The following is a 23753-nucleotide window of genomic DNA, read 5'->3' as shown; positions in this document are numbered from 1 at the left end:
ACAGACCATGGCTATCGTTGTCGACCGTTCCAACCGCTGGCGCATCCTGGCGGCCCATGCCGCCGTGATCGCGCTGATCGCGCTGGTGATGTTCCCCTTCCTGATGATACTGTCGATTTCGCTGCGGCCCGGCAATTTCGCCTCGGGCAGCCTGATTCCGCCCGAAATCAGCTTCGAACACTGGCGCCTGGCGCTGGGCATGTCTTACCAGGCGGCCAACGGCGCCCTGGTCGAGCCGGACTTCCCCGTGCTGCTGTGGCTATGGAATTCCATCAAGGTGGCCACCATGAGCGCCACCGTCACCGTGCTGCTGTCGACCACCTGCGCGTATGCATTCGCGCGCATGCAGTTCCGCTTCAAGTCGCAGACCCTGTCCGCGCTGATGCTGCTGCAGATGTTCCCCGCCGTGCTGGCCCTGGTGGCCATCTACGCCATCTTCGACTTGCTGGGCAGCTATGTGCCGTGGCTGGGCATCGACCACCACGGCAGCCTGGTGCTGGCCTACACGGGCGGCATCGCCATGCATATCTGGACCATCAAGGGCTATTACCAGACCATCCCCATCGAAATCGAGGAAGCGGCCAAGGTCGACGGCGCCACGCAGTGGCAAGCCTTCGTCTACGTGCTGCTGCCGATGACGGTGCCCATTCTGATGGTGGTGTTCCTGCTGTCCTTCATCGGCGCCATCATCGAATACCCGATCGCTTCCGTGCTGCTGCACGAACAGAATAACCTGACCCTGGCCGTCGGCTCGAAACTGTTCCTGTACGAGCAAAAATACCTGTGGGGCGACTTCGCGGCCGCGGCCATCCTGTCCGGCTTGCCGATCACGGCCGTCTTCCTGCTGGCGCAAAAATGGATGATCTCCGGCCTGACGGCTGGCGGCGTGAAGGGCTGACCATGCGGCGCACCCTGACTACGCTGGCCGCCCTGCTTGTGTGCGCTTCGGCGCAGGCAGGGAAGCAGGTTTCAGCAACATTCTCCGACAACCCCATCGTCTATTTTGCCGTGACGGACCGTTTCGCCAACGGCAATCCCGGCAACGACCACAGCTATGGCCGCGCCGCCGACCCCGAGGGCGGCAATATCGGCAGCTTTCACGGCGGCGACATCGCCGGCATCACGCAGCAGCTGAAGGCCGGCTATTTTCAAGCACTGGGCATCAACGCCCTGTGGATCACGGCGCCCTACGAACAGATCCACGGCTGGGTGGTGGGCGGCAAGCAGCAATTCCGGCACTATGCCTACCATGGCTACTGGGCCCTCGACTACACCACCATGGACGCCAACATGGGCACGCGCGAGGAATTGCGCGAGATGATAGCCACGGCGCACGCGCAAGGCATCCGCGTGCTGTTCGACGTCGTGCTCAATCATCCAGGCTACGCGGACCTGCGCACCCTGGCGCAGTACAAGGTGCCCGTGCTGTGGCCCGGCCACGAAACAGCCACCTTGCGCGATTATCACAGCTACCTCGACTACAACAACTTCGAATTCAGGCAATGGTGGGGCCCGGACTGGGTGCGCGCCGGCCTGCCCGGCTATCCCGACGGCGGCCAGGACGATTTCACCATGCAGCTGGCCTACCTGCCCGACTTCCGCACGGAGAGCGGCAAGGCCGTGGGCCTGCCGCCGATTTTGCAACGCAAGGCGGATACGCGCGCCGTGGCCCTGCCAGGCGCCAGCGTGCGCGACTACCTCGTCCACTGGCTGGCCGACTGGGTGCGCGAATTCGGCGTCGATGGCTTTCGCGCCGACACCGTCAAGCACGTGGAGCCGGTCAGCTGGCTGGCCCTGCGCGCGGCCGCCACCGATGCGCTGGCCGACTGGAAGGCGCGCCACCCTGAACAGAAGATCGACGACGCGCCGTTCTGGATGACGGGCGAAGCGTGGGGCCATGGTCCCGAGCGCAGCGGCTGGCACGACGCGGGTTTCGACTCGATGATCAATTTCGACTTTCAACACCGCGCCGGCGGCGACTGGAAAACGCTCGATGGCGTCTACCGCCAGTATGCGACCTTGCTGGGCAAGCGCATAGGCAATGAACCCCGCCACGACATCCTGTCGTACATCTCGTCGCACGACACCAGCCTGTTCCCGCGCGAGAAATTGAAACACGGCTTGTCCGCCCTGCTGCTGGCGCCCGGCGGCGTGCAGCTGTTCTACGGCGATGAAAGCGGCCGCCAGCCTGGCGCGGCGCCCATCGGCGACGAACAGCAGGCGACGCGGTCAAGCATGAACTGGGCTTCGCCCGATGCGGCCACCCTGGCGCATGCGCGCAAGCTGGGCCAGTTCCGTTTGCGCCATCCGGCGCTGGCGCGCGGCGAACACCGCTTCATCGACGACAAGCCATACGCGTTCGCCCGCGTGACGCAGGACGATGCCGTCATCGCCGTGCCGGAGGCGCAAGGAGCCATCAACCTGCAGGTGCACGGCGTGTTCGCCGACGGCGCCCTGCTGCGCGACGCTTACACCAATCAAACCTGCATCGTCAAAGATGGCGCCGTCGCGGTGAACGCGGCCGGCACCGTCCTGCTGGAGAAAGCTGCACCATGAGTACCTACGATATCTTAGTGGTCGGCGGCGCCGGCATCGACACCATCGTGCGCGTCCCCGACCTGCAACTGCCGGTGGCCGATTCCGTGCACGTGCCGCCCATCCTCGACTACGTGGCCCACACGGGCAATGGCGTGGCACTCGGCTGCCACGCGCTGGGCTTGCGCTGCAAGTTCATCGATTTCATCGGCGACGATGCGCAGGGCGCGGCCATCCTGCAGCGTTACAAGGCGGCCAAGCTCGATTTCTCGCACATCGTCGAGCCGTCCGGCACGCGGCGCAGCGTCAACCTGGTCGACCCGCAGGGGCGCCGGATGTCGCTGTACGACGGCCGCCACCCGGAAGGCGTGCGCATGCCGGCCGCGTTTTACCTGCCCTACCTGGGCCCCGCGCGCCACGCGCACTTTTCCATCATGGGCTGGGTGGCCGATCTGTTTGACGACGCGCAAGTGTGCGGCACCACCGTGTCGACCGATTTGCACGACTGGGATGGCGTCAATCCGCACCACAGGACTTTCGCGCTGCGCGCCGACCTGGTCTTCCTCAGCACGGCCGCGCTGGGCGCGCGCGCGGAGTCCGTCATGCGCGCAATAGTCTCGGCCGGCCGCGCGCAGGCCGTGATCGCCATGGCGGGCGCCGACGGCGCCTACCTGCTGGAGCGCGGCAGCGACGAAGTCCGCCACTTCCCGTGCGCGCAGCTGGACTTGCCCGTGGTCGACACGAATGGCGCCGGTGACTCGTTCGTCGCCGCCTTCCTGCAGGCGTGGCTCGATGGCGCGGGCATGGACGCCGCCATGCGCCGTGGCGCCATCGCCGGCGCGTTTGCCTGCGCCCAGCATGGCACGCATGAACGTTTCATCGGACTGGCGGAGCTGCATGACTTATATCAAGACCGCACTAGCTTATGACTTAATATTCTATCAAGCGTGATAGCTTGGCAAGTGGCTCATGGCACAATGGCTGCGGATTTCACCACCGCATACCATAGCAACCGGAGACACCATGAGAATCGAAACCCTGGCCGTGCATGCCGGCTACACCCCAGACCCCACCACCAAGGCGGCCGCCGTTCCCATCTACCAGACGGTGGCCTACGCCTTCGACAACGCCCAGCATGGCGCCGACCTGTTCGACCTGAAGGTGGCCGGCAATATCTACACGCGCATCATGAACCCGACGCAGGACGTGCTGGAAAAGCGGGTCGCGGCGCTGGAAGGCGGCGTGGCCGCGCTGGCCGTCGCTTCGGGCATGGCGGCCATTACCTATGCGATCCAGACCATCGCCGAAGCGGGCGACAATTTCATCTCCGCCAGCCAGCTGTATGGCGGCACCTACAACCTGTTTGCCCACACCCTGCCGCAGATCGGCATCGAGGTGCGCTTCGCCGATGCGCGCCAGCCCGAGACCTTCGCCGCGCTGATCGACGCGCGCACCAAGGCCATCTTCTGCGAATCGATCGGCAACCCGCTGGGCAACGTCACCGATGTGGCCAAGCTGGCCGAGATCGCGCACGCGCACGGCATCCCGCTGATCGTCGATAACACGGTGCCCAGCCCCTACCTGTTCCGTCCCATCGAGCATGGCGCCGACATCGTCGTCCACTCGCTGACCAAATACCTGGGCGGCCACGGCACCACCGTGGGCGGCGCCATCGTCGACAGCGGCAAGTTCCCGTGGGCCGAGCACAAGGAGCGCTACAAGCGCCTGAACGAGCCGGACGTGTCCTACCACGGCGTCGTCTACACGGAAGCGTTCGGCCCCGCCGCCTTCATCGGCCGCGCGCGCGTCGTCCCGCTGCGCAATATGGGCGCCGCCATCTCGCCGCTGAGCGCCTTCCAGCTGATCCAGGGCATCGAGACGCTGGCCCTGCGCATGGACCGCATCTGCGACAACACCCTGGCCCTGGCCAGGCACCTGAAAAACCATCCGAAAGTCGCGTGGGTCAATTACGCGGGCCTGGAAGACCACCCTGACCACGCGCTGGTGAAGAAATACATGCACGGCCGCGCCTCGGGCATCCTGTCCTTCGGCCTGAAGCTGGCTGCTGGTGAAGACCCACGCGCGGCCGGCGCCCGCGTGCTCGACGCCCTGCAGCTGTTCACGCGCCTGGTCAACATCGGCGACGCCAAGTCGCTGGCCACGCACCCGGCCTCCACCACGCACCGCCAGCTCAATCCCGAAGAACTGGCCAAGGCGGGCGTCTCGGAAGACATGCTGCGCCTGTCCGTCGGCATCGAGCATATCGACGACTTGCGCGAAGACCTGGAGCAGGCCTTGAACGCGGCCTGAGGCCTTTTTCAAGCCGCAGCGAGGGGAGTTCATGCCATAATCGGCCGCATGTCCTCCCCTCCTACTCCCCCTGTGCAGCCGGCGTCCGGCCAGTTCCGCGCCGAATACGCGCGGCGCATGAACGCCGTGCTCGACCATATCGACCGCCACCTGGACACGCCGCTGGACCTGGCGCAGCTGGCCGACGTCGCGCATTTTTCCCGCTTCCATTTCCACCGCGTGTTTGCCGCCTGGATGGGCGAAACGCTGGGCGACTATGCGCGCCGCCGGCGCCTGGAAACGGCCGCCTTGCGGCTCGCATGCCGCCCCGGCGAAGCGATACTGGACATCGCGCTGGCGACGGGCTTCGGCTCCGGCGAGGCGTTCGCGCGCGCCTTCAAGCTGAAGTTCGGCTGCACGCCGACGGCCTGGCGCGCCGGCGTCGCCGCGAAAAACGCTGCCATGCTCGCGGCCATGCGCCAGCGCCGGCAAGATAGCAATCCTGATCAGGCCTTGCGCAATGCCGGTCAGGAAAACGGGCCGGACTTCCAGCACCATGGGCACTCCAATTCACTTTACAGAGAGAGTCCCATGCAAGTCACCATCCTCGACCTGCCGCCCGCCACCGTGGCGTGCCAGCGCCATATCGGCCCTTACGGTCCCGCCATCGGCGCCTTCTGGCGCGACACCGTCGCGCCATGGATGCAATCGCATGGACTGGGCGACGCGACCTGCTACGGCATCGGCCATGACGATCCCAGCCTCACGCCGCCGGACAAATGCCGCTACGACGCCTGCGTCGCCGTACCAGACTCTTTCCAGCCAGGCGGCAGGGCCAGCATCACCACCCTGCCGGGCGGACGCTATGCGGTGGCGCAATTCAAGGGACCGTCCAGCGCCATCGCCGAAGCGTGGACGCGCATGGCCCGCGAATGGATGCCGGCCAGCGGCCTGCAATGGGATGAGCGCCCCTGCTTCGAGCGCTTTTCCGCCGCCACGGCGCTGGACCCGGCCACCGGCGAATTCTCTTGCGAGATCTGCATCCCCGTGCGGCCGCTGTAGCTTCCGCTGCCGCAGGTATCAGCCCGCGATGGCATAGCGCGATGCCGGCTTGCCGCGCATCGCGCCCGCGAACAGGGCCAGGCGGGCCGCGTCAAAACGCTCCCACAGTTCCTTGTCTTCCACGGAGGGCAAGGTCACCAGCTCGCCCTGGTCGAGGCCCGCCAGCGCCGCGTCGACGCAGTCTTCTGCACGCATGATGGTGGCCTGGTCCAGCTGTGCCAGCGGCACGCCGCTCAATTCCCAGATTTCCGTCGCCGTCGAGGCAGGCAGCACCAGCTGCACCACGATGCCCGTGCCGGCCAGTTCCTGCTGCAGGCCGCGCGTGAAATTCATCACATAGCCCTTGGTGGCGCTGTAGACCGTGCTCACAGGCAAAATATGGAAGGACAGCACGGAGCCGATATTGATGATGGTGCCGCTGTTGCGCAGCTTGAATTGCGGCAGCACGGCATAGCTCAGCTCCGCCACGGCCGTCACGTTGACCTTGTCCATGGCGGCGATCCCCGCTTTCGGCGTATCGGCGACGGGCGCCAGAGTCGAGGCGCCCGCATTATTCACCAGCATGGTGATGGCCGGATTGGTGGCCAGTTCATCGGCCACGCGCTGCAGGTCGGCCGGCGCGGACAAATCGGCCGCCATGGCGCGCACGGCCACGCCGTATTTTTCCGCCAGCGATTTGGCCAGCACGCCCAGGCGCTCGACCCGGCGCGCCACGAGGATCAAATCAAAGCCGCGGCTGGCCAGGCGGTCCGCATACACGGCGCCCAGGCCCGACGAGGCGCCGGTGACGAGGGCCGTGCCTTGTGTATTGATTGTACTCATGATAAATCCTTTACAAGTTGACTAGTTTCAAATAAATCACGTCCAAGCATGATAGGCATCATGTTTGGCACCGATATTAAACATGACGATCATCATATTTAATATAAAGCATGACGTACGTAATGTATGATGTCAACAGAAATTATTGATCCACGGGAGAACAGCATGCGATATCCAGCGGCCGAGACGGCGGAAAAACACCAGCGCATCCTGACGGAAGCGGCCCGCCTGTTCCGCGAACAGGGCTTTGACGGCGTCAGCGTGGGACAGATCATGAAGGCGACGGGACTCACGCATGGCCCCTTCTACAACCATTTCTCCTCAAAGGAAGCGCTGATGGCGGAAAGCACCCTGCACGGCTCGGCCCATTCGCGCGCGGCGCTCGATGCGGCCACGGCCAGCCCGGAGGCGATGCGCCAGTATGTGCGCGATTATGTGAGCACGGCCCACCGCGATGCGCCCGGCAATGGCTGCCTGCTGGCCGCGCTGGCCGGCGACGTGCGCAAGCAGCCGGCCGTGCGCCCCGCCTTCACCTTCCACCTGAAAACCATCATCGGCAAGCTGGCCACGCATTTTCCGTGGCAGAAAAGGCGCAATCCACGGCAAGACGCCATCGTCATGCTGTCGGCCATGGTGGGCGCCGTGGCGCTGACGCGCGCCGTCGACGATGAGGCGTTTTCAGATGAAATCCTGGCTGCGGTAAGCGCTGCGTGCGCAGAGGCGTAGGGCGGATTAACGGAGCGTAATCCGACATCACCACATACGCTCACAATGTCGTCGGATTACGCGGCGTACGCCGCAATTCCGCCCTACGGCGCCACCAGCAATTGCGCCACCTGCCTGACCCTGTCGGCCACCGTGCCGGACACAGTGACAAAGGCGATGCCGCGCCGCGCCAGTTCGGCCTGGTACCACGCATGCTGGCGCGCGCGAAAATCCCCGTCGCGGCGCGTGCCATCCTGGATGAACGGAAAATCGGGCGCGCACAGCACTACCAGGTCGTAACGATGCTCGGCCAGCTGCGCCAGTTCCGCCTCGGCCTTGCCAAACATCTCGACGCAGTAAAAATACGTGGTCAGGGGCGAGGTATCGCAAAACAGCCAGCGCCGCGCCTGCCCGGCGGCCGCGGCTTCGCGCCTGAGCTGCTCCCTGCCTATCGTCAGCAGATCGTCGTAGGCCAGGATGCCGTCCTGGCTTTCCCACAGCTCGCGGCCATATTCGGCCACCCAGCCCGTGTCGCAATGCGCCGCCAGCGCTGCGGCCAGGGTCGTCTTGCCGCTCGACTCGCCGCCAAGCACGCACACGCGCCGCACAAAACTGGCGCGGACGAGCGGCGACAGGAAGGCGCCGTGCGCATGCGGGTCTTGCCGCACCTGCGTGCCGGACACGGGCACCAGACTGCGTGCCTGGTCCACGCTCACATGCGCCACCGCGCCCGTCGCGTAATGCCGCTGCAGCACCTGCGCAAAGCCGGGGCCATACTCTTCGCTGCTGAAGACGGCATCGACGGGCAGCTCCAGCACCGTCCAGCATAGCCAGCCCATGAAGTGGCGATGGAGATCGCCATCATCATCGTTATGCGGCAAGGTCCGTGCCGGCACGCCGCGCGCCGCGCACAGGGCGGCCAGGCGCGCATCGTCCAGCACCACGACCGCCGCCTGAGGAAATTGCGCGCGCAGCCAGCCTTCCCTGCGCGCCGGTTCCAGCCTGGGAAATTCGGGCTTGGTGTAGCTGACCACCAGCAGCTCTTCGCTGGCATCCAGCGCGCGCCGTATCAGCAGTTCATGGCCCAGGTGCAGCGGGCAGAATTTACCCACCACCAGGCCGCGCTTGTATTTGTTCACTGCAAATCCTGTCATGCCACCGCTTCCCGCAAATCCGACGTGTATTGAATGATCTTGTCTTCCGCCAGCAAGACTTCCACGCCGATGGCGCCAAAGAAAGGCGCCAGCAAGGCGCGCGCCTGATCCTCATGCGGCATGGCGTTCGGCGCCAGGCGCAGCACGACGGAGGCGTCGCCCTGCTGGTGCACGCCAAACACGGCGATGGCCAGCGGCTTCAGGGCGTGCGTGATGTCGATATTATTGATCCACCCGCCGTGGATCGTTTTGTAGCGCAGGGGACTGCGGCCCGCCAGTCCAACCAGCACGGGACCGTGCGGACCATGCGCCAGCGAAGCGTAGTCGCCCGTGCGGTAGCGCACGAGGGGCAGGCAGAAATTGAAGCCGCCCGTCAGCGTGATCTCCCCGCGCGTGCCCTCGGGCACGGGCCGGCCAGCCGCATCGAGGATTTCCACGTACAGCCGGTGCTGCAGCAGCACGTGGCCGCCCGCCTGCTCGTCATAGACGGCCACGGGTCCCACCTCGTTGAGCGAATAGATATCGAGCACGGGACAGCCGAAAGCCGCTTCGAGACGCGCGCGCATGCCCGGCAACAGCATCATCGACACGGACAGCAGCGCGGCCGGCCGGTGCGCCATGGGCAGGGTCAACAGCTCGGCAAACGAGATGGGGTCGCCCGCGATCAGCTCGGGCGCCATGGCGTCGAGGTAGCGCGCGCGATCGTCAGGGTCGCGCCAGTCGTCCACGTGCAGGTTGATCTTCGCCAGCCCCGACTCCCCCATCGTGGGCGTGACGGAGACATAGGTGAAGCAGCGGCGCTGGTGCCCCAGCAGCATAACGCCCACCTGTCCCGCGCCATGCCGCAAGGTCACGCCGAACCGCTGCAGCGCGCGCTTGTGGAAAGCCAGGTAGCGCCCGGCCACCAGCGGGTGCGAGGCGATCAGCAGCGGGTGGCCCGTGGTGCCCGTGGTCTGGAAATTGATCATGCGCGCCAGGTCCGCATCGTCGGGCACGAAGGCGGCGATGTCGTGCGCCAGCTCGGCGCGGCTGATGGGCGCCACGTCGACAAGGCGCGCGGGCGGCGAACCGCAGGCGCGGTAATAGGGGACGGCGGCATAGGTCTTTCTGAGGAAATCCGCCAGCCAGGGCGGCGGCGCATCGGCGCTCCAGCCGATGCCGGCCTCCATCACCTCGCGCTCATAGGCGCGCAGCGCGTCGACTTCTTCTGCCAGCAGCTTGTTGCCGCTGCGGTTGCGGTAGCGGGGCGCAGAAGGGTGACTGCGCAAACGCTCCAGCATGTCCCTGCCCGCCTGCGTCAGCGTGGGACAATATTCGCGGTCGGATGCCCAGGCGCCGCCAGGCAGATTCGCATCCACGCTCATTCGCGCGACCACTTGTCGGCCGATTCCTCGGCCGCCTTCTTGGCCAGCGCTTCGCGTATCTCTCGCGCGCGCTGCTCGGCCAGGCGGCTCGCTTCGAGCAGCCTGCGGCGCTCCGTGCCGCTGATGGCCGACAGCCTGTCCGTGGCCTGCGCCACGCTTTCATCGGCGGGCCGGAAACCCAGGCGCGCCAGCACGATGCGCGCCAGTTCCTCGCGCCGCTCGGGATCGTGCGTGAACTGGTGGGCCGGCGTGGCCGCGGCCAGCTCGCGCGCCGCCTCGCCCAGCACCTGCAGCAAGTCCTGCTGCGCCAGCCCCTGCGCGATGAACCAGTCGGCGGCCAGCAGCCAGCACAGGACCATGGCCAGTGCCAACCGGTTGCGGTCCGCCTTCACGTGGGCGCCGTGAAAACCCTGCAGCGAGGCGGCAGGCGCGCGCGCACCATGCAGCAGCAGAATATCATTGACCAGCGCAGGCACCGCCACGGCCTGCGCGTTGGCGACGCCGGCGATGCGCGGCTCACCCAGGAATTCGACGGGGGTGTCGGCCAGGCGGTGGGTCAGGATTTCAAGGTGGGGACCGGGAGTATGCATGTCATGATTTTATATAGTGGCGCCGGCTGAACGCCCGCGCAAAGTCCAGCAAATCCTCGTAGCGCTCGACGGCGTGGATATCCCAGCCCTGTTCGCGGCGCGCGCGTTTCAGGTCCTCATAGGTTTGCTGCAGCCACGTGTGGGTTGCCGCGCCATCCCAGCCGCGTTCCAGGTTCAGGGCCATGGTGCCGCCCGCGCCACCCTGGGCCAGCGCCTTGGCGGCAATATCCCAGCCGCTGTTGCCCTGTTCATCGCCGTCGAACATGGTGGTGATGCCGTCGTCGGAAATCATCAGGATGTGCGCCGGCCGTTCGCGCCTGGCCGCATAGGTCTTGCGCAGACAGTGAATGGGGAAACAGGTGCCGCCGCCAAAAAATCCCGTCAGCACGCCGAGGATCATGTCTTCGTCGCGCACGAAACCGGGCGTCTGCATCACCTCGTTCTTGCCGCTCCACAGTGTCACCTGCACTTTCGAGCCGGCGCGCAGGGCCGACAGCGCGATGACGGCGCCGGCCAGGGTCAGAAAAGAGGTGTGCGCCTGCGGATTCGGCATGGAACCGGAGCTGTCGACATACATGTCCAGGTCGACGGGCATGGCGTCCACGGCGCGCGCCGGCTCGCGGCCGTACACGCGGCGCACCGTGGTCACACCCGGCACGGGCCGGGGCGACTGCAGCACCGACTGCAGCCAGTCGATGTCTTCCAGCGGATCGCCGGTTTCCCACGCTTCCAGCCCCTCCATCTGCGGCTCCTGCGATTCGGGCGCTGGACGCGATGGAAACGCCACCAGGTGCGGCAAGGCCCGCTCGCGATAGTAGCGGATGGCGATTTCATGGTCGCTCAGGTCCACGCCCGACGCCTTCAGGATGTCGCCCAGCTCGAACGGCTCGCGCAGCTGGCCGCCAGCCGCCCTGGCCGGCGCATCGGCGGCGGCTTCTTCGCCATCGAGGCCCGAGATGCGCTGGTCGTGCACGGGATGGATGGCGCCGTCCTCCTCGTCATCCTCGATCTGCTGCGCGCCATACGTCTGGCAGCCGCGCGCCGCGTCGCGCGTGTCGTGCAGATAGCGGCTCGGACTCAAGGCATCCGTGTCTTCCACCAGGTAAGGCAGCAGCAAGGTGGCGAAGCGGCCCGCCGCCAGCATCCAGTCGTTCGCGTAGACGCGGATCAGGCGCGCGCCCAGCCAGGCATCCGTATCCAGGCGCTCGTCCGCATCACTACCGGTCGCTGCGCCCCCCAGCTCGCCCTTTTTCAGCTGCCACAGGTTTTCATAGATGCGCATGTACAGGGTCCATACGCCGCCGCTGGCCCTGGCCTTGCCATCCGCTGCCGGCTCCCTGCCCTGCTGCAGCTTGCGGTAAATGTCCGCCATGCGCAGGTTCGCCTGGCGCTGCAGGCGGTCGTTGATGAACAGGTCCGTGTACAGGTTGGCCACCATGGGCGCGTGCTGCTCCAGCGTGGGCAAGGCGCGGCGCATGCGGGCCAGCAGGCGAAACTGGTCGCCGGCGCTGCCCGGCGCAAGGATGTGGTGGCCCACTTCATGCGCGAGGATTTCCAGCGCATAGTCGTCCAGGCCCAGCTCCGTCACCAGCGGCAGATCGACCACCACGCTCTGGTCCAGCAGGCGGATCATGGCGAAACTGCCGGACAGGCCTTCCTTGCTGGCCTGGACACGGCTGGCGCACAGGCTCGGGTCGCGCAGGCGCGTGAACTTGCTCCACACGGCCAGCGCCTCGGGCCAGGCGGCGTGCCAGGTGTCGATCAACGCGGTGTCGGCGCCCGGTTTCATGCGAGCGGCAGCAGGCGGATCGCATGCGTGTAAGGCGACGTGATGGCCACGGTATGCGCATTGGCGGCGATGGCGATCTCGCCCGCCGGCAGGTCAAGTTCAATGCGGCGCGCGCCGATCTGCACGGCGGCGCCCTCAAGGCGCACGGACGCCGGTACGTCGGTTGACGCCTGCGCGTATTCTTCCGCCGTGGCGCCATGCAGCACGGCGCCACAGGCATCGGCCACCAGCAGATAATGGCGTTCGCCGCTGCACACGACAAAGCCCTCGGCCGTGGCGCGCACCTGCGGCGGCGTGCCGAAGGCGCCACCGAAGCCACTGAAGCTGCCGAACTCCCTGCCTTCGGCATTGCCGCGCCACGGATTGGCCAGCAATTGCGCGTGGACGTGCGGCCAGTGCGCACCCGGTTCGCCAAAGGCGGCCAGCGCCAGCGCGGGCGGCAGGGTATCGGCGGCGGCCAGCGCGCCCAGGCGGAAATGCGCGACGCCGGCGCGCCAGGCCAGCACCTGGCCCACGGCGCGCAAGTCAGCCACAGCACTGATCTGCGGCGCCAGCGCCGCCAGTTCGCGCTGCCATTGCGCGGGGCGCGCGCCCGCCACGCCCGCAAGGTGGATGGCAGCGTTGCTGAGCAAGCCCAGCACGTCCACGGCAGCCGTCGCCAGCAGCGGCGCAAACTGCGGCGCCAGCGCGCGCCACACGCCATTCAGAAAAGGGTTTTTCGCGGCCGGGCCGGCCAGGCCATGGCCCACCAGTTCCAGTGCCATGTCGTAGGCGGCCAGGGTGACGCTGCCGGCCCGCTCGGGCGCGGCAGCGGCCACCGCCGCCACCAGCGGATCGACGCCATCGTGCAAAAAGGCGCCGAAGGCGGCCATGTCGAGCGCGGGAAAACGCCGGCGCGCTTCCGCCGCGCGGCCGTTGAACTGGGCGCGGCCGCTGGCAAGGATGGCCGCAAAGGCAGGAGAAATCATCGCCGTCCCTCAATCGCTGTGCGAAAAGTGCAGCAGATAGCGCTCGTTCCCGGATTCGAACGCGATCTCGTCCCAGTGGATCGCATACCAGACGCCAGGCGGCTGCGTCATCTTCACGCTGTGCACCGTAAATCCGCTCAGCGACATGTCCAGCGCTTCGAGGAAAGCGTTGACGAGGCAGGCGCGAAAACGGCCGGGCGGCGCCGTCTGCATGTGGTCCGACGAGAAGAACCAGCGCTGGCATACCTGTTCCAGCTGCGCGCGCCCGCACGGCGCCACCGTGATGTGCCACAGGGGCGCCGGCAGGTCGCGCGCCGGGGCGATCACATTCAAGGCGTAATCCTCGACGCGCAAGCCCAGCGCCGTGACCAGGTCCGGCGCGTCGGGCAGGCGCTGCAGCTCGTAGCTTGCGCACAGGTCGCTGGCCTCGCCGTTCAACATGGCCAGCGCATCGAGAAAGCCGCGGCAATGGTCAACGTTCAGCGCGTAATTCATTGCGAACGCAGCCAGCTGCGGTAATTCGTATAGCGCTGATGCAGATACTTCAATTTCAGCAGGTCGTCGTACAGGGGACCATACAGCTTGCGCCCTTTTGTACGTTCGCCGATCAGCTTTTCGATGCGGTTCAGGCGCGCCAGGGTCTCGCGCTCGCTGACGCCGTCGAGGCCCAGGTCGAATTCGGCCGACAGCACGCCGACGGGATCATCGCGGTCGAGGTCCAGGCGGTTGAATTCATCGTTCGACAAATCGAACAGGCGGCGCAGCCAGCCCAGCCTGTCGCTGCGGTAGGCGGCGTTTTCCGGCAGGGCGAAAAAGGGCGCATCCGGGTCCGGCTGCAGCTTGTTATGCAGCACGAACGGCAGCACCTGGCGCAAGTCTTCCAGCGCCACCTCGCTGGTGCCGCGAAAATACGCCATGGCCTTGGCGTAGATCAGCAGCGCCATCAGGGTGCGCACGGAGATGCCGTTCAAGGTCTGGCAGCCGAGGTCCTTCAGGCGGTCGCGCCCATTGTCGGCCGCCTGCGCGGCGCCCCGGTCCGCGCCGGACAGGCGCGCCGTATCCTTGGTCATGTATTCGAACTGGCCGCCGGCCGTCTCGAACAGCTCGAACTGGCTGGCGAAAAACTCCAGGCGGCGGCGCACGGCGTCGGGCACGGCAACCTGGCGGATCGATGCGCCGATCTGGTCGACCTCCGCTTCCGTGAAGATGATCTCGGGCGGCACCAGTTCCTCAGGGCGCACGTTTTCTTCCACGCGCAGCAGCAATTCACTTAAAAAGCGCGGATTGAAGGCCAGCGCCTGCACCGTCACGTCGACCCGGTCGCGCAGCGCCTCGATCACCTGATAGGTGCCGCCGCCCTGGTCGTCGTTGGCCGTCAGATACCAGGCCGCTTCCGGACACTCATAGATATGGTTCAGCACTTCCGCGTAGTTGTCGCCCATGACGGTGAGCAGCGCGCTTTGCGTGCGCGTGGGGATGCGGTTGTATTCATCGACGATTTTCACGCGCATGCCCAGCCAGGCGCGCCAGGCGATGCGGATATCGTCCATGCTTTGCGCGTTGACCAGGTCGGCCGGCAGCGGATTGCCGAGCAAGTCGGCCACCGTCATCTGCGGATGGCCGTGCTGCATGGCGCGCTTGACTTCCTTGACGGTGGAGCCGGCCAGCACGCCCATCAGCAGGGCGCTGGCCGTCTTGCCCCGCCCCGGACCGCCGACGAACAGGCATTTGCGGCGCGTGGCGAACGTCAGCAGCGGCAGCAGAATAAAACTGGAATAGCTTTGCGCCGACGGCAAGTTGAGCGTGCGCCGGCTGTCGCCCACGGCATACGTCTGCGACGGGCCATCGTTGTACTCGATGTCGTAATGGGGGCTGATGATGGCGTGGTTGACGATCCAGAAATAGGCCTGGCGCAGTTTTTCATCGAAAGGCCGCGCTTGCGCCTCGCCATCGCCGCCCAGCGCGATGGGTCCCTGGTACAGGTCCGCCACATCGAACTGCCGCGCAGCGGGCGCCGCCTTCGGCTTGGTGGGGGCTTGGGACAGGCGCTGGAACAGGTTGAAGGCGGACATGGCTGGTTGGCGCCGATCAAAACCTGCTGCGCGTCGGTTTTGTCTGGCGTTGTTATTTAATGTGAAAACGAAATTATTGCATATCGTGCCCGTTACGCCTTGTTCAAATCGACAAGCGTCTCTTCCATCTTGCGCCAGCGCCACCAGCCCAGCGCCACGCAGGCCACCAGCAAGCACAGCAATCCTGCCACTTCATGGCGGATTTCATGCAGCGAGGCGCCCATTTGATTGAGCGCAACAAAGCCCTGGATGCCGGCCGTGGACGGCAACAGCCAGCGCAGCCATTGCAGCACGACGGGCATGGACGACACGGGCCAGGTCAGGCCGGCCAGGAACAGCACCGGCATCGAGGTGGCGATCATCAGCTGCGTGCCCCGCTCGCGCGTGCGGAACAGCATGCCCAGCAGCATGCCGAAGGCCGCTTCCGCCAGCGAAAACAACAGCAGCAGCAAGAGCATGCCGCCAAAGTTGCCGCCGCGCGGGTAATCCTGGAACCAGAAGACGAAGCCGAAGAAATAGCAGCAGTTGAGGAATGCCACCGAGGCAAACGCCAGCAGCATGCCGAAGTAGCCGCCCGCCGTGCGCCGTTGCGCCAGCGGGAACGCCTTGCGCTGGTACCAGGTGCCGAACAGCATGGTCATGCCGATCAGCAAAGTCTGCTGCACGATCAAGGTCGCCACGCCGGGCACGACATAGGCGCCATAGCCTTCCTTGATGTTAAACAGGGGCACGGCATCGAAGGCGATGGGCGAGCGCTGCTGGTTGGCCTGGATGGCCGATGGCGTGCCCGCGCCCAGGCGTTTCAATTCGATGCCGGCCGACACCGTGCCCACCACTTCGGCCAGGCCATTCAGGGCCACCTTGTTCAACATCAGATACAAGCCATTGCCCGCCACTTGCGCATGGGCGGCGCGGCCGGCCAGCACGTCCGTCTGCAAGCCGTCGGGAATGATCAGCACGCCCATGACCTGCTCGCGCCACAGCAAGTCTTGCGCCACGGGCAAGTCTGGCGTCACGGCAATCACCTCCAGCGATGGATGGGCCATGGCAAAGCGCGTCATCTGGCGCGACATGGCGCTGCGGTCCTGGTCGACGACCGCCACAGGCACGCGCTGGACGATTTCCGTCGAATACGGCAAGGGGTAAAAAAACGAGTAAATGATGCCGCCGACAAACAGCAAGGTCAGCGCGCCCTTGTCCGTCAGCATGGCGCGCCAGGTGGCGAGAAAGGCGGACCAGATCATGTGCGCCCCCATGCATCGGGCCTATTCGCGCGGCGCGCCAGCAGCAACAGGCCCACGGCGCCGCAGCCGATGGCGATACCGGCCAGTATCAGCATTTCCTGGACGCCATAGCGCCATGGCGCGCCGGCCAGCCAGTATTTCGTTTGCAGCTGCAGATAATGCGTGAGCGGCAAGGCTTCGGCCCAGGCGCGCGCCAGCGGCGGCATCGACAGCAGCGGGAACGCCTGTCCCGCAAATGCGAAGGCCGGCGCCGTGATGAAGGCCGCGCCCGACAGCGCCAGGCGCAGGGACAAGGTGGCGCCGATCAGCAAGGTGGCCAGGCCGCAGTAGGCAAGCACGAGCAGCAACATGCTCAGCAGCAAGGCCGGCAAGCTGCCCGCCACGGCCCAGCCCCGCGCCGGGCTGAAGAACAGCAGATACAGCAGCGCCAGCGCAACATAGGCAAGCAAGGGAAACAGCAGCTTGGCGCCGACGGCCCGCAGCCAGCTGCCGTTTGCCGAGGCCAGCCACTGCGGCACGGTGCCGTCGCGCAACTCTCGCCCGATGGAGGTGACGACGGCGACGACGATGAAAATCTGCAGCATGGCCGGCATCAGCGCCAGGGTCAAAAACGCTTCATAGCTGATGTTGTCGTTGTACAGGCTGTTCAGGGTGGTGCGGATCGGTTCGAACTGGGCCGCCGCCTGCACCGTCGACATGCCCTTCTTGCCCCGGGCCGTCATCTCGATGCCGGCCGACAGGGTGGTGCTGACGGTGCGCACGTCGCGCAGCAAGGCGCCCGCATGCGAGGAAAATTGCGCGTTGTACAACCATTGCACGGTGGCTTGCCGGCCGCCCAGCAACTGTTTTTCAAAATCACCGGGGATCACGAGGTAGCCGAAGGCCGTACGTTCGCGGATGTGATGCAAGGCATCGTCGCTGGACGCCACTTTCGCCGCCACGCTCATCCCCGGCGAGGCGTCGAGCCAGCGCGTCAGTTGCCGCGACAGGGCGGAATTGTCATTGTCGATGACGACGATGGGCAAGTCGCGCGCGATGCCGGCGGAAAAAATCAGCCACAGCATGCCGCACAGCACGACGGGAATCCAGCTGAGCATGCCAAGATCCCAGAAATCGCCGCGCAGCCGCGCCCACTCGCGCGCCAGCGCCGCCGGCTGTTCTTTGTCCGTCTCGCTCATCGGCGATCAGAGCGGCGGAAACACGACCGACATGCCGGGACGCAAGCCATCGACCTTGATGGCCGGGCGCAGGCGTATCTCGAACGTGCGCAAGTCCGTGCCGCCCGGACGGGCCGCGCGCCACGTGGCGAAGTCCGGCAGCACGGCCACGGAACTGACCTTGAAGCTCAGCTGCTGTTTCAGGGCCGGCACGTTGGCCGTGTGCGTGCTGCCCATGGAAAACGCCCCCATCTCATCTTCGCGCACCTGCAGCACGGCCCAGGCGTCGTCGAGGTTCACGAGGGTAATCACGGGGAAGCCTTGCGGCGCCAGTTCGCCGGGCTGTATCTGGATCTTGCTGACCTGGCCCGCCACCGGCGCGCCGATCTTCGTTTCGGCCAGGGCGATCTGCGCTTCCGTCAGCACGGCGCCCACCTGGCGCGCCTGGGCGGCGGCCGCCGTCTTGTCTTCCGCACGGGCGCCCTTTTGCGCCATGTCATATTGCGCGCGCGCAGCCTGCGCCAGCTGCTCGGCGGCGCGCCACTGCGCTTCCGCCTCGTCGCGTTTCTGGCGCGCGATCACGCCTTGCTCGAACATATTGTTGACGCGGGTAAATGTCGTTTTGGCGATGGTGGCGCCCGTCTGCGCCCGTTCCCAGTTGGCTTTCGCGGCCGCGATTTCCTCGGGGCGCGCGCCCGCTTCCGCTTTTTTCGCCACGGCATCGGCCGCCTGCGTGGCCGCCGTGGCCTGGGCGATCTTCGCGTCCACTTCCGGGCTCGTCAGCTGGAACAGCAACTGGTTTTTCTGCACATTCTGGCCCAGCTTGACGTACAGCTCGCCCACCCGGCCCGGCACTTTCGACGAAACGTTGACTTCCTGCGCATCCATCTGCCCCTGCAAGGGCAGGCGCTGCGGCTGGAACGCCTGGTACAGGCCCCAGCCCACGAAGGCCAGCACGATGATGGCAGCGCCGATGGCCAATGGTTTTTTGGAATTGCTCATTATTTGGTGTCCACAGGTAATTGGATGTCGGCCGCGGCGGCCAGGCTGCCCAGACGCTGCGTCTCGCCTGTCGCTTCCAGCAATTGCGCCAGGCCCATCACATAGTTATAGGCCGTCTGCGCGCGCTGGGTCTCGACCTTGGCCAGGTTCAGGCGCGCGTCGACCACTTCCAGCGACGTCACCTGCCCTTGCTGGAAAGCTACCGTCTGCAGGCGGATATTTTCGCGCGCCAGCTCCACCGACGATGCCGTGGACAGGTACTGGATGCGGGCGTTTTCCAGCGCGCGCCAGTTTTTCTCGATCAGGGTAGGAATGTCGCGCTCGGCCTGGCGCGCCACCACTTCCACCCGTTCCTGGTCCAGCTTGGCGGCGGCGATCATCTTGCCCGTATTGATGCGGTGCACCAGCGGCACGGCCACCACCAGGCCGATGGCCCAGTTCGAGCGCACGAGCTTTTCATTGCCGCGATTCAAATTGTAGTTACCGATGGCAAACACGGTGGGCGCGTATTCCTTGCCGTGCAGCTTCAAGGCTTGCTCGGCCTGTACGCGCTTGCTGTCGATCTTTTTCCAGTTCGCATTTTCGCGCATGCCCGTGCTGATGAACGATTGCAAGGTGCCGACCGGCAAGCTGTTGACGAACAGCGGCGTACTGGGGCGCACCTGCGTATGGACGGCGAGCAAACGGTCGAGCGCCACCTGGGCGATTTCCTCGTCGCTGCGCGCATGCGCCTCGTCGCTGCGGGCGCTGTCCAGGGCCACGTCGGCGCGCAGCCGCTCGGCGCGCGAAATCAGGCCGCCCTTTTCCAGCTTGGCCGCGTCGCGCTGGTGCTCGATGACGCCGGCAGTCACTTCGGCGCGCACGGCCACCACCCGTTTCGCCAGCAATAACTGGAAATAGCGCTGCGCCACCAGCGTGGCCAGCTGTTCTTCCGCCTCCGCGCGCTCCGCTTGCGCGGCCAGGGTCAGGCTGGAGGCCAGGCCCTTGACGGCGTCCAGGCGCCCGCCCGTGTAGATGGGCCACATGCCCAGCAAGCCGAACGAGGTCAGGTCAGTGACCACTTCGCGGTTCAGGGAATTGGGAATATGGGGCGTAGGCAAGCCCGGTATCGGCGGCAGCACCGACTCGATGCCGCCCACCACGCCGGACAGGCCGCTGGTATCGATATTCAAGTCCGTCGACAGGCGGCCGCGAAACGCCGTCAAGTCCACCGACGGGCCGTCGATATTCGACAAGGCCTCGGCCTTCAACGTTTTCGCGCGCACGTCGAGCGCCGCGCCCTGCACCGCGCCCGAGGCCGAGGCGGCTTGCTGCAGCGCTTCGCCAAAGGTCAGCGGCGCGCCCGCCGGCGTTTGCGCCTGGACCGGCAAGGCCGCGCCCATGGCGCTGGCCAGTAATAATGAGATGTGTGCTTGCAATCTGCCCATGTAGCGTCCAGTCAATGAATGAGGGGAAAGCACGGGATTGCCATGTTTATACTTTCACAATAGCAATTATATGCAAGGAAGTCCATTCCAGCCTGCACTGGAGGAAACTGTCGCTTCCACGCAAAAACGGGCGCCTCCTGCGAAGCGCCCGTTGCGGTCAGTTGGCCAGCAAGCCCTTACTTTTTAGCTTTCTTGGCGCCCTTGCCCGCCTTTTCCTTCTCAAATACGGCGAAGAACTCGGACGCCATGCCACGGATGGCGCGGCCGATATTGGCGTAGTCGTACTCGTTCAGGTTGGCCAGCGAGACGCGGCCCGACGGATGCGTGGTGCCGAAGCCGCGGCCCGGCAGCAGGATCACGCCCGTTTCCTCGGCCAGGCGGAACAGCGCTTCGTTCGGTTTCAGCTTTTTCAGCAGCCACTGCGAGAATTCCTCGCCATGCATCTGCGCGGCCAGCGATTCCATGTCCAGCAAGTGATAGTAGCGCACGGAGTTGGCGTCGTGCACCATCGGCAAGCCCAGTTCGCGGTACAGCGCTTCCTTGCGGCGCAGCACGATACGCTTCATCGACTGCTTGTACTTTTGCTCCTCATCCATCAGCGAGAACAGGGAGAACAGGGTCATCTGCGCCTGTACGGGCGTCGACAGGCCGGCCGTGTGGTTCAGCGCCACCGTGCGGCTGTCGGCCACCAGGCGGTCGATGAATTTGAGCTTGCGCGGCTCCGTGGTAATCGAGTGGTAGCGCGCATCGAGCTGCTTCTTGACGGTTTCCGGCAGTTTGGAAATTTTTTCGTCGAGGATATTGTTCTCGTGCGTGGCCACCACGCCCATGCGCCAGCCCGTTGCGCCGAAGTATTTCGAGAACGAGTAGACGAGGATGGTGTTGTACGGGCACATGGCAAACAGCGAGACGAAATTGTCGGCAAACGTGCCATACACGTCATCGGTAAGGATGATCAGGTCCGGGCGCTTCTTGATGATCTTGGCGATGTATTCGAGCGTCTCGTCGTCGATCTTGACGGATGGCGGATTGCTCGGATTGACGAGGAAGAAGGCCTTGACTTTCGGGTCGAGCAGCTTGTCCAGCTCTTTCTTGGTGAATTGCCAATTATTCGATTGCGGTGCGTCGATATGCACGGTGTTCAGCTTGTAATCGTTCAGCTGGGGAATTTCGATATACGGCGTGAAGATCGGCATGCCCAGGGCGATGGTGTCGCCTTCCTGGATGATGTGGTTCGATTTCAGGCTGGCGAACAGATAGGTCATGGCCGCCGTACCGCCTTCGACGGCGTACATGTCGAAGTTGCCGACAAAAGGATGGTCGCCCACCATTTCGCGGTGGATATACTGGCCGACGATCTTCTCGGACAGGCGCAGCATGCGGTCCGGCACCGGATAGTTACAACCGAGAATCGCTTCGCACATCTCGTAGATGAAGTCGCCAGCGCTCAGGCCCAGCTGGTCGCGCACGTACGACACGGCCGCCTCGATGAAATGCACGCCCGGCGTATCGGCATGCTTGCGCACGAAGATTTCAAAGCGCGCCTCGATGCCGTCGCGCGTGGGGAAGCCGCCCACGTCTTCCATGTAAACATAGGAACGCTCCGCTTCCGTCATGGCGAACTGGCCGAACTGGAAGAAACCGTGGCGCGGCGTGGTGGCCAGGAAGTTCGGGTTGCCGCGGCCCGCGTTCAGCATCAAACGGTTGCTTTGCTTGGCCGTCTGGATCAGCGCATCCTTCAATTCGAATGGGCTCAACAGGGCGAGTTTGCTTGGGTTACTGAAATCCATTTCTGCTACTCCTTATCAACTTACAGTGAGGAAGCCCCGTACCGGCGGCTGGGGTAGTACAAACACTCGCTGACTAGACAAAGGCCACGACAAGCGGGCCCAGCAAGGTCAGGAAGACATTGGCCAAGGCATACGTGATGGCAAATGGCACCGTGGGAATCGAGTTTTGCGCCGCGTTCAGCACTTCGCCGAAGGCGGGGTTGGCGCTGCGCGAGCCGGACAAGGCACCGGCAAACACGGCAACGTTGTCGTAGCGCAAGATATAGCGGCCGATCAACATGGTCAGTATCATCGGCAGGATGGTCACGACGACGCCCACGCCGAACAGGGTCAGGCCGTGCTGGCGCACGGTTTCCACCGCTTGCAGGCCCGACGTGAGGCCGACGACGGCGACGAAGCCGGCCAGGCCCAGGTCCTTCAGGATTTGCACGGCGCCGCTCGGCATGTAGCCAAAGGTCTGGCGTTTGGCGCGGAACCAGCCGAATACGAGGCCCGACAGCAGCACGCCGCCGCCGCTGCCCAGGGTCAGCGGAATCGAACCGATGCGCGCCACCAGCAAGCCCACCAGCAGGCCGACGACGAGGCCGGCGCCCATGTAGACGAAGTCCGTCTTGGCGCTCGGCACGATCATGTAGCCCACTTCGGCCGCCACGCGCTTGACGTCCTGCTCGGCGCCATAGATGGTCACCACGTCGCCCGTCTGCACGACGGTTTCCGACTGCATGGGCAGGATCTTGCCCATGCGGCTCAGCTGCACGACAAAGATGCCGTGGCGCACGCCCGGCGCCGTCGCGTTGCGGATCTCGCCCACCGTCTTGTTGTGGTACACCTTGTTGGTCAGCACCATGTCGCGGCGCTGCATGACCAGTTCCATGCCTTCGACGGCATGCAATTCCTTGCCCAGCTGGGAAGACACGCTGAGCATGGCTTCGCGGCGCCCCACCAGCAGCACGATGTCGTCGGCCGCCAGCACGAGGTCGGGGCTGACGTCGACGATCTGGCCATTGCGCTTGACGCGCTCGATGGTGATGGCCGTGTTCGGATTGGCGCTTTCGATCTCCGCCACGGAGCGGCCGGCGCCCGGGCCCACTTCATAGATGCGGCCGATGAGGTCGGGCGCGGCCGGCGTCTGGCCGGGTCCCAGCACCTGCACGCCCGCTTGCAGCGCCGTTTCCGCCTTGATCGCGTCTTCGCGGATGGTGCGGCCCATGAGCTTCGGCAGGATATTGACGCAGACGATGATGGCGCCGAACGAACCGAACACATAGGTCACGGCATAGCCGACAGCCACATTGCCTTGCAGGCGCGCCACTTCGTCGGCCGCCAGGCCCAGCTTGGTGATGGCGTCGCCGGCCGTGCCGATGATGGCCGACTGCGTCAAGCCGCCCGCCGCCACGCCGGCCGCCAGGCCCTTGTCGAGGCCGAAGATCTTGGCCATGATGACCACCGTCAACAGCGCCGTCACGGCCAGCACCACGGCCAGGATGATTTCGCGCACCGACTGGCGGCCCAGGGAATTGAAGAATTGCGGGCCGCTTTCATAGCCGACCGCATAAATGAACAGGGCAAACAGCACCGACTTGACGCCCGGGTCGATGGCGACGCCCACCTGGCTGACGAGCACCGCCACCAGGAGTGAACCGGCGACCCCGCCCAGCTGAAACGAGCCGAACTTGATCTTGCCGATGTAGTAGCCCACTGCCAGAGAGAGGAACAAGGCAATTTCAGGCGACTTCTTGAATAACTCATGCAACCATTCCATGCTAACCGCCTTTCGTTTTGA

At 65.3% G+C, this 23753-nt stretch carries 20 protein-coding genes; 6 read left to right on the top strand and 14 right to left on the bottom strand.

What is annotated here, in order from left to right; translation table 11 throughout:
* The first annotated feature begins 7 nt into the window (after positions 1 to 7).
* From malG to AC1RDJ_RS22105, 5 genes are all read left to right on the top strand, one after another.
* Entirely contained in the window at positions 8 to 898 is an 891-nt protein-coding gene (gene malG, locus AC1RDJ_RS22125; RefSeq protein WP_071324315.1) for a maltose ABC transporter permease MalG, read from the top strand.
* Positions 856 to 2556, top strand: a complete 1701-nt coding sequence (locus tag AC1RDJ_RS22120; protein WP_493028715.1) for an alpha-amylase family glycosyl hydrolase — start codon at positions 856 to 858, stop codon at positions 2554 to 2556. Before malG ends, AC1RDJ_RS22120 begins: the two co-directional genes overlap by 43 nt.
* Complete coding sequence (locus AC1RDJ_RS22115) at positions 2553 to 3464, top strand: carbohydrate kinase family protein (RefSeq protein WP_493028714.1); 912 nt, start codon at positions 2553 to 2555, stop codon at positions 3462 to 3464. Before AC1RDJ_RS22120 ends, AC1RDJ_RS22115 begins: the two co-directional genes overlap by 4 nt.
* A 94-nt stretch (positions 3465 to 3558) precedes the next feature.
* Positions 3559 to 4845: an O-acetylhomoserine aminocarboxypropyltransferase/cysteine synthase family protein gene (locus tag AC1RDJ_RS22110; RefSeq protein ID WP_493028713.1), complete on the top strand. Its 1287-nt coding sequence runs from the start codon at positions 3559 to 3561 to the stop codon at positions 4843 to 4845.
* A 48-nt stretch (positions 4846 to 4893) separates the two neighbouring features.
* Complete coding sequence (locus tag AC1RDJ_RS22105) at positions 4894 to 5886, top strand: AraC family transcriptional regulator (protein WP_071324319.1); 993 nt, start codon at positions 4894 to 4896, stop codon at positions 5884 to 5886.
* 18 nt (positions 5887 to 5904) lie between these two features.
* On the opposite strand, the gene AC1RDJ_RS22100 is transcribed toward AC1RDJ_RS22105, so the two are convergent.
* Positions 5905 to 6708, bottom strand: a complete 804-nt coding sequence (locus AC1RDJ_RS22100) for an SDR family NAD(P)-dependent oxidoreductase (protein ID WP_493028712.1) — start codon at positions 6706 to 6708, stop codon at positions 5905 to 5907.
* Between the two features lie 165 nt (positions 6709 to 6873).
* On the opposite strand from AC1RDJ_RS22100, the gene AC1RDJ_RS22095 reads away from it, so the two are divergent.
* A complete protein-coding gene (locus AC1RDJ_RS22095) occupies positions 6874 to 7434 on the top strand; it encodes a TetR/AcrR family transcriptional regulator (RefSeq protein WP_493028711.1) in 561 nt (186 codons plus the stop codon).
* Positions 7435 to 7517: 83 nt separating this feature from the next.
* Here AC1RDJ_RS22095 and AC1RDJ_RS22090 read toward each other — a convergent pair whose 3' ends face one another.
* The 13 genes from AC1RDJ_RS22090 to aspT all read right to left on the bottom strand — a co-directional run bounded on the left by AC1RDJ_RS22090 (position 7518) and on the right by aspT (position 23732).
* Positions 7518 to 8567, bottom strand: a complete 1050-nt coding sequence (locus tag AC1RDJ_RS22090; RefSeq protein ID WP_493028710.1) for an AAA family ATPase — start codon at positions 8565 to 8567, stop codon at positions 7518 to 7520.
* Positions 8564 to 9925, bottom strand: a complete 1362-nt coding sequence (locus AC1RDJ_RS22085) for an acyl-CoA synthetase family protein (protein ID WP_493028709.1) — start codon at positions 9923 to 9925, stop codon at positions 8564 to 8566. Before AC1RDJ_RS22085 ends, AC1RDJ_RS22090 begins: the two co-directional genes overlap by 4 nt.
* Positions 9926 to 9927: 2 nt before the next feature.
* Positions 9928 to 10521 carry a hypothetical protein gene (locus AC1RDJ_RS22080; protein ID WP_493028708.1) on the bottom strand — a complete coding sequence of 198 codons (594 nt, stop codon included), beginning with the start codon at positions 10519 to 10521 and terminating at the stop codon, positions 9928 to 9930.
* Between the two features lies 1 nt (position 10522).
* On the bottom strand, positions 10523 to 12310 hold the full coding sequence (locus tag AC1RDJ_RS22075; protein ID WP_493028707.1) for a VWA domain-containing protein: 1788 nt from the start codon (positions 12308 to 12310) through the stop codon (positions 10523 to 10525).
* Positions 12307 to 13278, bottom strand: a complete 972-nt coding sequence (locus tag AC1RDJ_RS22070) for a hypothetical protein (protein ID WP_493028706.1) — start codon at positions 13276 to 13278, stop codon at positions 12307 to 12309. The genes AC1RDJ_RS22075 and AC1RDJ_RS22070 overlap by 4 nt, the downstream gene beginning before the upstream one ends.
* 9 nt (positions 13279 to 13287) lie before the next feature.
* Positions 13288 to 13773, bottom strand: a complete 486-nt coding sequence (locus AC1RDJ_RS22065; RefSeq protein ID WP_493028705.1) for a hypothetical protein — start codon at positions 13771 to 13773, stop codon at positions 13288 to 13290.
* Positions 13770 to 15350, bottom strand: a complete 1581-nt coding sequence (locus AC1RDJ_RS22060) for an AAA family ATPase (RefSeq protein WP_071324328.1) — start codon at positions 15348 to 15350, stop codon at positions 13770 to 13772. The genes AC1RDJ_RS22065 and AC1RDJ_RS22060 overlap by 4 nt, the downstream gene beginning before the upstream one ends.
* A gap of 92 nt (positions 15351 to 15442) precedes the next feature.
* Entirely contained in the window at positions 15443 to 16594 is a 1152-nt protein-coding gene (locus AC1RDJ_RS22055; protein WP_493028704.1) for an ABC transporter permease, read from the bottom strand.
* Positions 16591 to 17772 carry an ABC transporter permease gene (locus AC1RDJ_RS22050; RefSeq protein ID WP_493028703.1) on the bottom strand — a complete coding sequence of 394 codons (1182 nt, stop codon included), beginning with the start codon at positions 17770 to 17772 and terminating at the stop codon, positions 16591 to 16593. Before AC1RDJ_RS22050 ends, AC1RDJ_RS22055 begins: the two co-directional genes overlap by 4 nt.
* A gap of 6 nt (positions 17773 to 17778) precedes the next feature.
* Positions 17779 to 18753, bottom strand: coding sequence for an HlyD family secretion protein (locus AC1RDJ_RS22045; RefSeq protein ID WP_493028702.1), 975 nt, complete (start codon positions 18751 to 18753; stop codon positions 17779 to 17781).
* A complete protein-coding gene (locus tag AC1RDJ_RS22040; RefSeq protein WP_493028701.1) occupies positions 18753 to 20180 on the bottom strand; it encodes a TolC family protein in 1428 nt (475 codons plus the stop codon). Before AC1RDJ_RS22040 ends, AC1RDJ_RS22045 begins: the two co-directional genes overlap by 1 nt.
* A gap of 176 nt (positions 20181 to 20356) precedes the next feature.
* A complete protein-coding gene (locus AC1RDJ_RS22035; protein WP_071324333.1) occupies positions 20357 to 21970 on the bottom strand; it encodes a bifunctional aspartate transaminase/aspartate 4-decarboxylase in 1614 nt (537 codons plus the stop codon).
* A 73-nt stretch (positions 21971 to 22043) separates the two neighbouring features.
* A complete protein-coding gene (aspT, locus tag AC1RDJ_RS22030) occupies positions 22044 to 23732 on the bottom strand; it encodes an aspartate-alanine antiporter (protein WP_071324334.1) in 1689 nt (562 codons plus the stop codon).
* Between the last annotated feature and the right edge of the window lie 21 nt (positions 23733 to 23753).

The sequence above is a fragment of the Janthinobacterium sp. GW822-FHT07H10 genome, from assembly GCF_058798675.1.
The sequence above is the reverse complement of the archived record's forward strand: the minus strand, read 5'-3'. Positions and strand labels throughout refer to the sequence as shown.

Bases quoted from the DNA above. Each gene is read 5' to 3' on its own strand.
- AC1RDJ_RS22105 (WP_071324319.1), top strand. From the start codon at position 4,894: ATGTCCTCCCCTCCTACTCCCCCTGTGCAGCCGGCGTCCGGCCAGTTC.
- AC1RDJ_RS22075 (WP_493028707.1), bottom strand. From the start codon at position 12,310: ATGAAACCGGGCGCCGACACCGCGTTGATCGACACCTGGCACGCCGCC.
- malG (WP_071324315.1), top strand. From the start codon at position 8: ATGGCTATCGTTGTCGACCGTTCCAACCGCTGGCGCATCCTGGCGGCC.
- AC1RDJ_RS22065 (WP_493028705.1), bottom strand. From the start codon at position 13,773: ATGAATTACGCGCTGAACGTTGACCATTGCCGCGGCTTTCTCGATGCG.
- AC1RDJ_RS22050 (WP_493028703.1), bottom strand. From the start codon at position 17,772: ATGAGCGAGACGGACAAAGAACAGCCGGCGGCGCTGGCGCGCGAGTGG.
- AC1RDJ_RS22035 (WP_071324333.1), bottom strand. From the start codon at position 21,970: ATGGATTTCAGTAACCCAAGCAAACTCGCCCTGTTGAGCCCATTCGAA.
- AC1RDJ_RS22095 (WP_493028711.1), top strand. From the start codon at position 6,874: ATGCGATATCCAGCGGCCGAGACGGCGGAAAAACACCAGCGCATCCTG.
- AC1RDJ_RS22100 (WP_493028712.1), bottom strand. From the start codon at position 6,708: ATGAGTACAATCAATACACAAGGCACGGCCCTCGTCACCGGCGCCTCG.
- AC1RDJ_RS22080 (WP_493028708.1), bottom strand. From the start codon at position 10,521: ATGCATACTCCCGGTCCCCACCTTGAAATCCTGACCCACCGCCTGGCC.
- AC1RDJ_RS22115 (WP_493028714.1), top strand. From the start codon at position 2,553: ATGAGTACCTACGATATCTTAGTGGTCGGCGGCGCCGGCATCGACACC.
- AC1RDJ_RS22040 (WP_493028701.1), bottom strand. From the start codon at position 20,180: ATGGGCAGATTGCAAGCACACATCTCATTATTACTGGCCAGCGCCATG.
- AC1RDJ_RS22070 (WP_493028706.1), bottom strand. From the start codon at position 13,278: ATGATTTCTCCTGCCTTTGCGGCCATCCTTGCCAGCGGCCGCGCCCAG.
- AC1RDJ_RS22055 (WP_493028704.1), bottom strand. From the start codon at position 16,594: ATGATCTGGTCCGCCTTTCTCGCCACCTGGCGCGCCATGCTGACGGAC.
- AC1RDJ_RS22045 (WP_493028702.1), bottom strand. From the start codon at position 18,753: ATGAGCAATTCCAAAAAACCATTGGCCATCGGCGCTGCCATCATCGTG.
- AC1RDJ_RS22090 (WP_493028710.1), bottom strand. From the start codon at position 8,567: ATGACAGGATTTGCAGTGAACAAATACAAGCGCGGCCTGGTGGTGGGT.
- aspT (WP_071324334.1), bottom strand. From the start codon at position 23,732: ATGGAATGGTTGCATGAGTTATTCAAGAAGTCGCCTGAAATTGCCTTG.
- AC1RDJ_RS22110 (WP_493028713.1), top strand. From the start codon at position 3,559: ATGAGAATCGAAACCCTGGCCGTGCATGCCGGCTACACCCCAGACCCC.
- AC1RDJ_RS22120 (WP_493028715.1), top strand. From the start codon at position 856: ATGGATGATCTCCGGCCTGACGGCTGGCGGCGTGAAGGGCTGACCATG.
- AC1RDJ_RS22060 (WP_071324328.1), bottom strand. From the start codon at position 15,350: ATGTCCGCCTTCAACCTGTTCCAGCGCCTGTCCCAAGCCCCCACCAAG.